The organism is Paenibacillus sp. FSL H3-0329, from assembly GCF_037963285.1.
GTDB lineage: Bacteria > Bacillota > Bacilli > Paenibacillales > Paenibacillaceae > Paenibacillus_AQ > Paenibacillus_AQ odorifer.
In genome coordinates this window covers 604,490-615,060 of the sequence record NZ_CP150150.1, presented here as the reverse complement: position 1 = coordinate 615,060, position 10,571 = coordinate 604,490, and the positions used below count along the sequence as shown (strand labels likewise).

Sequence of the window (10,571 nt, the reverse complement as noted above, 5' to 3'; positions counted from 1 at the left end):
TGGATGAATTCCTCCTTTTTATCCCTTGATTCCCGTTAATGTAATGCCCTCAACAAAATATTTGTTGCCGATCAAGAAAAATACTAGACAAGGAGCTGTAACGACGAGCGCCAGTGCCATGACCTGTTCATAGTTCGGAATGCGCATCCCGTTCACAATATACAAGCCCATAGGCAGCGTATAATCTGCTTCAGTCTTCAAATAAATCATGGTATAGAAAAATTCATTCCAACAGTTAATAAAGCTGAACAACGCCACAACAATCATTGCGGGACGTATAAGCGGCAGCATGATACGGGAGTAGATACGGAAGTAACCCGCACCGTCAATCTTGGCAGCTTCACTGAGTTCTAGCGGAATCGTCATAAAAAATTGCCGGAGCAAAAAGACAAAATACGCGTTGCCGCCTGCACAGAAAAAGGCCGGAATAATAAGAGCAGGTTTGCCAGCCAGTCCCAAAGAAGTGTACAGAGAATATTGTGGCAGCAGGGTTACGGCACTAGGCAGCATCATCGTACTGATGACCAGCACGAACCACATCCCGCGCAGCGGAAAGTTCAGCTTAGCAAAGGCATACCCGGCAAAGCTTGTCGTCAGCACCGTCCCAATCACATAAGGAACTACAATCGAAACTGAATTCCAGAGCTGCCGCAGGAACTGAATACGTTCCAATCCAAGCCGAAAATTATCGACATTTAGTGACTCGGGGAAAAACACAGGCGGCCGCGCCAGTATTTCTGTGTGGCTCACGAAGGCACCTCTCAGCAGCCAATAAAGCGGAAAAGCAAACACCACTGCAAGCAGACAGGAGAACAGAATCAGCCCGGTATTGATGGCTTTAGCTCTTTTCTTTTTTTTCTGGATACTTGTATAATTCATAATTGCGGTTGCCGCCATTATCTCACCTTCTTTCTTTTGCCCATCGAATCGTCCCTTTTAAATGCGCCCTGGAAGTAGAACAGCACACCAGTAATGGCCATAGTGATTAGGAAGACGACCCATGCCTCAGCAGACGCCAAACCGCGCATCCCTACCTGAACAAATGAATGGTCATAGATCATAACGTTGATAAAATAAGTCATCCGATCGGGTGCACCATTTCTGGACAACACCACACTTTGCGTATAAATCTGGATAGAGGTCATCATGCACATAATCAATTGGAAAAAGAGTACAGGCTTGATCGTCGGATAGGTTACTTTGAGGAACTTGTGCCAAGCATTTCCCCCGTCCATCTCGATGGCTTCCAGCAATTCTCCCGGAACATCCTGCAGCGTAGCGATGAACACAACAATCGTCCCACCACAGGTCCACAAGCTCATGATAAACAATGTCTCAAAAATACGGATGGGATCAGTCAGGAAATCAACAGGGGCTATTCCTATCTGCAATAAAATCCAGTTAAGCAGTCCACCCTTGGCTTGGTTCTGTAGAAGCATCTGCCACACAATCGTTGTCGCCAGCATCGGAACTACAGACGGCAGAAAGAATATAGCCCGCATCAAGTTTCTGCCGATAAATTTACGGTTCAATAAGAGTGCAACAATCAGACAAAAGGTGATTACAAGCGCCACGTTAATGAAGGCATAAATCAAGGTCACCGTTATGGATTTCTTGAATTCGGAGCTGGTATTGGTGAATATGTACCGGAAATTATCCAGCCCAATCCATTCCATAACTTGGCTTCCGCTCATAATCGTTATTTTATGAAAGCTGTAAAACAAACTGGCCAACATCGGATAAAGCGTCAATACCAAAAATCCAATAATGGCCGGTGCTGCAAACAAATATCCAGCCACCGCCTCTTTGGTGACACCTCTGGCATGCTTTTTAACATAGACCGCAGCCGTTTCGGTTTTGCTCTCTGGGTTCATAAGCAATAGCCCTCTTTTCAAATATAAGCTCTAATTAGGAAACCTTGCCGCTCTCGAACAACTGCTTGATCGCTGGCATGATCGCGTCATAGACTTCTTTAACACTTTTCTTACCTGCCAATGCCTGATCAATAGATTTCTCATATTCAGTATTCATCTTGAGGTAGGCAGGAACGTAATATGCAGGCCATTGTGCGATAGAATCTTTCGTTGTCGAATAACTAAGGATAGTTTCTTTTGCGCTTTCAGGAAGATCGGAGGTCCACTTTTCAACCAAGGTAGGATCGGTATACCAATCTGCCTGGTTTGGCAACCACGCACCACTCTTCAGCAGCTCCAGACTGTTCTCAGGGTTGACCATGTAAGCATAGAATTTCTTGGCTTCCTCAATGTGCTTCGATGTATTGTACACAACAAGTGGAGCACCACAGTTCATCGTTACTGCCTTTTCCATCTTAGGCAGAACCCCAACGCTGATATCTTCATTCCCTTTGATATTAGCTAGATCCCAAGAGCCGCTGATCGCCATGGCATAACCACCACTCAAAGCGTCTACCGCAGAACCAATTCCGGAATTCCAAGTGTAATTGAAAGCGGATGCAACCTTATCTTTGTTAACGAGATCAGCTAGCTTCTGGATGGCATCAACCGTTTTGGGAGAATCCCATTGAAACTCCTTTCCATCCGGGGAAACAATCCCGCCACCGTTGGCATAAGCTGCCCAGAAATGGTGGAACTCCCGTCCCGCTGTCATACCAAGCCCGTAGTTCTCGGTCAGAGCAGCATCAAAGCCTTCATCTGCCGCTGTTTTTCCTTTAGTATCTGTCGTTAACTTTTTCGCGTTTGTTACGAATGTATCCCAATCCCACGCATTTTCAACTTTGGAGGGTGGATATTCAAGACCTGCTGCATCAAATTTGGACTTGCTATAGTAAAGCAGCTCCAGCTGGTTGGATAGACCGACTCCGATCACTTTTTGCTCAGGTGAATGGATTGTTATCGCTGATAGTTTTTCAGGAATACTTCCGTCCGCTAATAAATCGCTGATATCTTCGATAATTCCCATTTCATTGTACTTTTGGATATCGCCTTCGCCCATATAACTGATATCTGGAAGTTCGCCGGATTCGAGCCGGGTCTGAATAAATGTATCAAAGGAGCCATCCGCTGGAAGCACTTGTGCATTGATTTTTACTCCGGTGTCGGCTGTATATTTTTCTGCTGCCGCTTCTACCAGCTTTTTCTGTACATCATCACCCCAATACAATAATTCCAAGGTTACATCTTTATCAGGCGTAGTTTCTTTGTTGGCTGCTCCAGACCCTTCAGATGCCTTTGGAGCCGCATTGTTGGAATTGCCCGAACAACCTGCCAGTGCGGAAAAAACCATCATTGATGCTAAAGATAGAACTAGAGTACGTTTTCCAAACTTCATGTTTGTTGCCTCCCTTTTTTCATATCTATTTATTTCAAGCCAAGCATTTAAAGCTTTAGCCTAAAATCATCATGGTTTGTCATTCTTAGCGATTACAGACAAGGGCTGAACATTCCGCCTGCCAGTCTTACGTGAGGCTCTAGCATCCCCTCAGTTGTGCGATATTCGAGCTTGTCCTCAAGCAGCACATATCTTGACGGATATGCAGCGTAACTTGTTACGATCCAGCCCTCCGAGTCTTCTTCAATATAACCGTTAATACAGCGCATCTTTCCGCGTGGATCCCTGTACAAATATGTGGTTGTCCCGAAGCCCATTAGATAGGCCACTAGCTCCTCCCCCATATCCCAATCATCTCCTGTCACACCCGAGAACAGCGAAGCAAACAAGGAATCACTTGCCCCCACAAATACGGATTGCCCAAAACGGTTTCGCGACAATTCTGGCATATTCAGGTTAGGAGCTGCCACACTATATGTAGAAGCTGCCTCTCCAGGCAACAAACGGCGTGGAGTAGAGCGTACATTCCAATCGTAACAATTGAATACTGCCATCGTAGAACGGTAAGCGGCTTCCAAATATTCAGGGTCTCCAAGGAATTCATAGGCAACCCGGGATGCTCCTGCTACCAATCCACCCCAAAGGGAATGAATCATATAAGACAAAGCTTCCCACCAGCGATCCGGATTCTGCACTCTGTAATCATTGCTGAATCCGATATTTGCCAGAATTAGTTGTCCATAACGCTGGGCCTCCTCTTTATTTCCAAGGTGACACAACGTTTCACAGGTAGGGCCAAACCCTGCATTATCGTAAAAATGCTCCGTTATAGCTCCCTCATACTGCTGTATCCCTGTCTCCAGATTTCTACCAAAGCGCTCCCATAAGGTAAGTAGACGTTTATACTCTTCTGAAAGACCGCACTGCTTCAGTGCTTCTAATAAATCAAGAATATAGAGCACAAATATCCCATTTAGACGGCTCTCATCCTTCTCACGCTGGCCACTGTGCCGATCAGGGTCTAGGCGAAGACACATGATTTCGGCAGCCCATTGTAGATATTCTCTAGGAGAATGAATTTTAAGTAATGAACCATCCATTCGTGACAATAGATAAAAGACATGCCCAATATAATCCAGATCATAAATGCGGTAGAATTCTCCGTACAAGGGACGCGGATGATTAAAATCCCCGCCTTCAAACCAATGCTCCTTCACATCCAATACTGCTGCAATCTCGGCCTTAGCTACTTGTTCTGGGACAGCCTTGGCCATGCTATTCTTCATCAGTAGAAAAGTAACCTTACCCAGCGATTCTCCCTGATTCGATAGCGGACGGAAGGCATATGGCCTTTCGACCTCCCCTGTCCCTCCAAAGTTATTATTTACCAACCACTCGGCTCTCTTTTCCAGAATCCAGTCAATCGACTCCAGTACATTCCAGACCAGGATATCGCTCCGTCCATCTTCTAGCACCAGCTCCAGCTTATGTTCTCCCGGCTCCAAACGCTGTAAAGATATAGCATAGCTACTGCCTGACTCCAACCGTACAGCTTCGTTCGTAATATTCTCCTGGCGGATCAGCTCCGTCCCCGGTAAAGTGCTATACAAACGCAGCTCACGTAGAACCTGGTCCTGCGGCAGATCAACAACAGCTTCGAACCTTCCTCCTCGGGTTAATACAGGCGTATAGCTCCAGCGCGGATGTCCATAGGCCATGCCCTGCCTATAGAAATCATCTCGATTCTGACAGGGATGGAATATGTATTCCCAGCTGTAGGTCTCCCCAGCGCCAAGATCCAGCGAACTGTAAGCGCCACCATATATCCAGTCGGCAGCTGCAGATTCGGTCATAGATGATCCGTCCTCCACCAACGATAGCCGATGATACAGCAGACCATCCAAAGAAGGGGAGACCTGCTCAAGAAAACGATTCTTATAACTACAATAAGTACCTACGCTTACTGTTCTGCCCTGAACCCCATAAACACCCAGATGTGGTGCTTTGTTGCTCCGTCGAATAGCAGCGATTTTAGCGAAATCCCCACCAAGATGGGGGAACACTGCACAGGACTGGCTCATATTGCGCTGCACATTTTCATCTCTGTACATGATATACGCGAGCGAAAGCCACACATGAAGTCCATTAATTCTTACAGATTGTGGTGAGCGGTTTGTAGCTTCAATAGTCCATCTTAGTCGCTCATCTTCCAGAGAATATATAAGTCTGATTGCAATCGGTGCGCCTTCAAAATCCACAATTACACGGTGTTTTCCTTCTGGCGTAATTTTGGGCAACAGATCAGTGCTTTTTATGATATTCCCGTCCAGCTCTATTGTCCATTCTCCGAATAGCTTATCTGTATCCGCATAACCTGCCTCTTTCAAATAAGACGGATCAACTACCCAATTCATTTCACTAGGGTCGCCCTGTAATATCAGAGACTGAAGTGCTCCGCGGTCGCTTAGCTCCATCGTGAAGTTTTCATTGCCTAGAATCGTCATTGCCTAGCACCTCTTCAATATTTTAAGTTAAACGTTTAGATTTATGAGGAAAAAGGAGCTGTGAAACTTATTTTTGTTTCACAGCATTTTTTAACGTAGCCACGGAATCACGTTCGATCAACCGGCACTCCGGCATGGTCAGTGAATCCATCTTCGTCCCCTTGATTAAATTGAACAAAACCTCAATAGCTTGATAGCCCATCTCATGTAGCGGAAGTCCCATTGTTGTTATACGCGGGCGTAAGTAATCACTGAATTCACGATTATCAAAACCGACAACCGACAGATCATCCGGTATTTTAACCCCTTTTTCCTCTGCCGCCTGCAAAATACCTACAACCATTACATCATTCATGGAAAGAATCGCGGTTGGGGGCTCCGGCAAAGCGAGCAACTCGGAGGTAAGGCGATACCCTGATTCCCTCTCCCAGTCTCCCATCTTAATTAACAGTGGATCGAACGGTAATTGATATTCAGTAACTGCCTTGTAATAACCGTTCAGTCTTAATCTGGAAGGAATAGAATCCATCAAACCACTGATTACTGCAATTCTGCTATGTCCTTGGTTAACCAAGTAGGACATGGCTTGGTAAGCAGCTTGCTCATCATTATACTGGATAGAGATATCGTCCTGTGTGTAAGAGTAGGTATACACAATCGGCTTACCCTCCGTATCGATTAGACCCGTTAAATCACGGGGATGAACACCGATATAAATAATCCCATCCACTTGATTGCTGAGCAGTTCGGCAACCGCATTAGCGGCATACTTTCGGTAGTCTTCCGTATTCGAGAAGTTACGGCCGATACGCTTGTCTAAACGAAGATTCACCAGTAAAATATGCAAATCGTTTCGATCTCCAAAATCATTAATTCCATCGATAATATCGGGCGTGTTAAATACCGTCACATCTTCTGCAATAACACCTATTGTATTCGTACGGTTGAGTTTGAGACTCTTCGCAATAGCATTCGGCTTATAATTCAACTCCTCAATGGCGGCAACAACTCGTTCCCTTGTATCAGAACGTACATTGCGGGTACCATTAAGCACATAGGAGACTGTAGCAATCGAAACATTAGCCTTTGCGGCTATGTCTTTAATGCTGGTTTTCCTCATTACACCTTCTCCTATCTTATTATGGAACTCTTTCAATCACGTTGTTAAACGTTTAGATTATTTTTACAGTTAGAATATACCACGCGTATTTATTGCTTTGCAACCCTTTTTTTGCTATCCTCAAAAAATCCTCCTGTTCGTCCCCCGTTTCGTTTAGAATTGATTTATCTGTTGAGGAGCAATGGATAAAAATAAGATATAGGAGCTTGAGCTTGCTATGACACCATTTACTGAGAGAGTTATTCATATCATACAGTCTATACCAGAAGGTAAAGTGATGACTTACGGAGGAGTTGCCCGCGCGGCAGGTAGCCCAAGAGGAGCGAGGCAGGTCGTTCGCATCCTTCACTCCATGAGCAAAAAATATAAGCTGCCCTGGCATCGGGTCATTAATGCTAAAGGAATGATCGCACTAACTGAGGATGAGTCTAACTCCCTCCAGAGGCTCTATCTACAGGGAGAGGGAGTTAGTTTTAATGAAAAAGGTGTGGTAGATCTGAAGCAATTCCAGTTTGAGCCGGAGTGTACCGATTAGTACCCTCTGGTAACTCTTCGTCTTTCTCCGGTGCCAAGAGCATTGAGTAGACAATACATCGTCGCGTAAATGACCAGCAGGACAAAGGCAATGAACAAGCTGAAAAATACGGACTGGAGATTCAGGCTATCCAGAACAAGTTGATACAACTGATGCCTGTCCGTCAGGACGTCCCAGCTATTGAGTCTGTAGACTCGGCCAAGCAGTACACCATATCCCCCGAGCATACATGCCGCAAGCACGAATACCCATGACCACAGCAGGTTGCTTTTACGATAAATGACCGTCTGGAACTGATACAATGAGAAGAACCCGGTCAACCATCCACTCCAGGTGAACAATAAAAGAGTGACCAAGTCATACCAGTAGCGATTCTGAATGGCTCCCTCCACGATATATCTACTTTTTCTTACCGTTAAATGCACCAGGTCAGTCATGAGATAAGGCGCGTTTGGAAAGAACAGCAGCCACGCGACACCCAAAGGAAGAAGTAATAAACCGCCTATCTTCCTTTTGTCTAGCTCATAAGCAGCCATGGAGAATAAAAACGGAATCCAAGCTAAGAACAAATTCCAAATTAAAAAACCGTAAAACGAATCCGTCTGAAGTGACACTACACGATATACCGCCAATGTAGCGACAGACAATCCCGCCAAGAGCATAAACACCTTCGGATAATTCAATTCCTTCATGAGCTTATATTCTCCTTATCAATATTGATTACATTAAACTTATACCCAATTGTACAAATTCAGAATTCCGAAGTCCAATTTTAATACAAAAGCCCAGACGCAAGAATAGCGCCCAGGCCGACTTTATTTATTAAGCTCAAGTACCGCTGATTAGTTCAGAGGCAATGCTGGCTTCTTGCGTCCTGTCAGACCCCGTAGTCCACCTGCATCCTCCTGACAGGATAATGCCGTACACTCCCTAAACGCCGCATGACTGCATCCGATACATTTGTTGTGATTAATACTGCTAAGAGCTTCATTGATCGCTTCACCGGTATGGTGATAAAACTGTGCTTTTCCTATTTTATCATATAGCCCGGTTCTCTTAAGTAGCTCAAGCGGCTGCGGCTGAACACCGGAGATCATCAGTTTCCCTCCAACAGCATGTAAATGCCGCACCAGCTCCGCCAGATTGGATTCGCCCGTAGTATCCATGAATGGCACTTTTCCCATCCGCATTAATATAATTTTCGGCTGGTCGGAGCCATAACCGGGCATGGTGTCATCAAATCTATACGCAGCGCCAAAAAACAGCGGCCCTTCCACGGTATAAATCCCAATCTGCGGACAATCATGACTCTCCGTTACCATATGTGCCCCTACCTTGACGGAATTAGGATCAGGCAATACTTTGGATACCAGATGAACCTCTCCCATCCGTTTCACAAACAAAATCACCGCAAGAATTAATCCCACCTCTACGGCCAGCGTTAAATCTGCAAATATCGTCAACAAGAAGGTGATGAATAATACCAAAGAATCACCTGTTTTGATTTTAAGCAAATGAAGAAATTGTTTGCGTTCACTCATATTCCAAGCTACTACCATCAAGATAGGAGCCATCGCTGCCAACGGAATACTAGAAGCATAGGGTGCAAACAACAGAAGAATTAGGAATACCACTACCCCATGAACGATCCCTGAGATCGGAGAAACTGCACCGCTTTTGATATTTGTGGCGGTTCTGGCAATGGCACCTGTAGCTGGAATTCCTCCAAACAATGGAGCTGCAATATTGGCGATTCCCTGACCAATCAGTTCACGGTTGCTGTTATGGCGGCTGCCTGTCATCCCATCAGCTACGACAGCTGACAATAAGGATTCAATAGCACCCAACATCGCGATGATAAAGGCCGGACGAATCAGCAGTGTAATCCGCTCCCAGGTAATGGTCGGAAAACGGAAGCTTGGCAGTGTATTAGGGATATTCCCATAGGCCAAACCAATCGTAGTCACCTTACCGCTAAAAAATAACGCTGCTATGACAGTCGCACAAAGAAGGCCAACCAATGAGCCCGGCACCTTCGGAGCGAAGCGAATCGCTAGGATAACAACGGCCAGACAAATCGCGGCGGTCAGGATACTATATCCATTGATCGTCGATAGATGAAGTCCAATTTCTTTCATGTTATCTACAAAGCTCTCGTGCCGTTCAATATTCCTTAACCCAAGGAAATTAGCAATCTGTCCGGTGAAGATAATAACCGCTATTCCTGCTGTGAAACCAATCGTGACCGGCTTCGGAATAAATTTAATCAGTACACCCAGCCTTAACAATCCCATGAGGACTAAAATAACCCCCGCCATCATCCCTGCTAACAGCAGATTCTCATAACCATACTGCATCCCAATGGCGAACAAGATAGGAATAAATGCACCTGTCGGTCCACCAATCTGAAATTTTGATCCCCCGAACAATGAAATACATATGCCGGCAACGATTGTCGTATAAATGCCATATTCCGGCTTTACACCAGAAGCAATAGCAAATGCCATCCCTAAAGGAATGGCAATAACTCCGACGATTGTCCCCGATATCAAATCCTTGCGAAAAGCGTTCATGTTGTAGCCTTTATAACGACCCCGCCCTGTCATGTTCAAACCTTCTTTTCTTTAAATATCTGATTATTTGAATATAAGAAGAACATTACTCTAGGACGCGACTGTTGTCAACGCCAAAATAACGTTAATCTATGCCATTTTCACTCGCCGCGCATGCCTTCCAGCAATGAAATGGTATTCACGAGATGGTTATCAAATATTTTTTTGGCCACTACCAGAAGGTCCTTGATCAGAGGATCACGTAAGGCATAAATGACTGTGGTGCCTTCTTTCACACTGGTTACTACATTTTTGGCGCGTAAAACAGCTAGCTGCTGGGATACAGCAGAACCTTCCGAGCCGAGAATAGCCTGCAGTTCATTCACATTCTTCTCACCTTCGCTAAGCAGCTCCAGAATACGAATACGCATCGGATGAGCCAGCGCCTTGAAGAATTCGGTCTTAAATTGCTGAATTTCGGTGTTCATAGCTTTCTACTCCTCATGCTTAACTTTCTGAATCTAATGTTATCTTTGTATGTTATCTTAGTC

General features: G+C 45.2%; 9 protein-coding genes. 1 reads left to right on the top strand and 8 read right to left on the bottom strand.

Translation table 11 applies throughout. The annotated features are described in order from the left end of the window. Window positions 1-18: 18 nt before the first annotated feature. The 5 genes from NSQ66_RS02755 to NSQ66_RS02735 all read right to left on the bottom strand — a co-directional run bounded on the left by NSQ66_RS02755 (window position 19) and on the right by NSQ66_RS02735 (window position 6,933). On the bottom strand, window positions 19-897 hold the full coding sequence (locus NSQ66_RS02755; RefSeq protein WP_081382617.1) for a carbohydrate ABC transporter permease: 879 nt from the start codon (window positions 895-897) through the stop codon (window positions 19-21). Further along, window positions 897-1,874 carry a sugar ABC transporter permease gene (locus tag NSQ66_RS02750; RefSeq protein WP_051490934.1) on the bottom strand — a complete coding sequence of 326 codons (978 nt, stop codon included), beginning with the start codon at window positions 1,872-1,874 and terminating at the stop codon, window positions 897-899. The genes NSQ66_RS02755 and NSQ66_RS02750 overlap by 1 nt, the downstream gene beginning before the upstream one ends. Window positions 1,875-1,908: 34 nt before the next feature. Further along, window positions 1,909-3,309, bottom strand: coding sequence for an extracellular solute-binding protein (locus tag NSQ66_RS02745; RefSeq protein ID WP_076141860.1), 1,401 nt, complete (start codon window positions 3,307-3,309; stop codon window positions 1,909-1,911). Between the two features lie 92 nt (window positions 3,310-3,401). Next, window positions 3,402-5,813 (bottom strand): hypothetical protein, encoded by a 2,412-nt coding sequence (locus NSQ66_RS02740; RefSeq protein ID WP_076141859.1) that lies wholly within the window; start codon window positions 5,811-5,813, stop codon window positions 3,402-3,404. A 67-nt stretch (window positions 5,814-5,880) separates the two neighbouring features. Further along, window positions 5,881-6,933, bottom strand: a complete 1,053-nt coding sequence (locus NSQ66_RS02735; protein WP_036676749.1) for a LacI family DNA-binding transcriptional regulator — start codon at window positions 6,931-6,933, stop codon at window positions 5,881-5,883. A gap of 217 nt (window positions 6,934-7,150) precedes the next feature. Between NSQ66_RS02735 and NSQ66_RS02730 the strand changes: the two genes are divergently transcribed. Then, window positions 7,151-7,468 (top strand): MGMT family protein, encoded by a 318-nt coding sequence (locus NSQ66_RS02730; protein ID WP_036676747.1) that lies wholly within the window; start codon window positions 7,151-7,153, stop codon window positions 7,466-7,468. On the opposite strand, the gene NSQ66_RS02725 is transcribed toward NSQ66_RS02730, so the two are convergent. From NSQ66_RS02725 to NSQ66_RS02715, 3 genes are all read right to left on the bottom strand, one after another. After that, window positions 7,465-8,160, bottom strand: a complete 696-nt coding sequence (locus tag NSQ66_RS02725) for a DUF1361 domain-containing protein (RefSeq protein ID WP_038568569.1) — start codon at window positions 8,158-8,160, stop codon at window positions 7,465-7,467. The genes NSQ66_RS02730 and NSQ66_RS02725 overlap by 4 nt on opposite strands. Before the next feature lie 150 nt (window positions 8,161-8,310). Continuing rightward, window positions 8,311-10,074, bottom strand: a complete 1,764-nt coding sequence (locus NSQ66_RS02720) for a SulP family inorganic anion transporter (protein ID WP_076141858.1) — start codon at window positions 10,072-10,074, stop codon at window positions 8,311-8,313. Window positions 10,075-10,181: 107 nt separating this feature from the next. Further along, window positions 10,182-10,508: a metalloregulator ArsR/SmtB family transcription factor gene (locus tag NSQ66_RS02715; protein ID WP_076141857.1), complete on the bottom strand. Its 327-nt coding sequence runs from the start codon at window positions 10,506-10,508 to the stop codon at window positions 10,182-10,184. Window positions 10,509-10,571 lie beyond the last annotated feature (63 nt).